The sequence below is a fragment of the Neptunomonas sp. ABH4_499 genome (assembly GCF_056160565.1).
Map to the genome: position 1 here is coordinate 1 of NZ_JBSWXK010000051.1, position 342 is coordinate 342.

Annotated in this window: 1 protein-coding gene; it reads left to right on the plus strand. The window is 48.0% G+C overall.

The features are described 5' to 3' along the window. Positions 1 to 329 (plus strand): helix-turn-helix domain-containing protein (locus tag ACXAF9_RS18200; protein WP_475076855.1); only part of this gene is annotated, 329 nt, incomplete at its 5' end. Between the last annotated feature and the right edge of the window lie 13 nt (positions 330 to 342).

Sequence of the window (342 nt, forward strand, 5' to 3'; positions counted from 1 at the left end):
AAAGATACCAGATTTCAGCCTATCTAAGCGAGAACTTAAGCTTTCGAGAGATTGCCAGAAAGATGGGGCTAAACCATGCCACCGTTAGCCGCGAAGTCCGTCGCAACAGTATGCCTTCTCGTGACTACATACCGCAAAAAGCGCACGCTTTGGCACTCAAGCGCCGTAAGGAGTCCGCCAAGTCGAAGCTGTGTGAGCTTACGGTTACGTTTGTTGAACTATGTTTATCGTACAAATGGAGTCCAGAGCAGATAGTCGTCCCTGAAAAACACCCTTTACGCACGGACCAAACTCAGGCTCTGTGCGTTCATTTCTCTTCTTTCCAATAACCCGATCAAATAC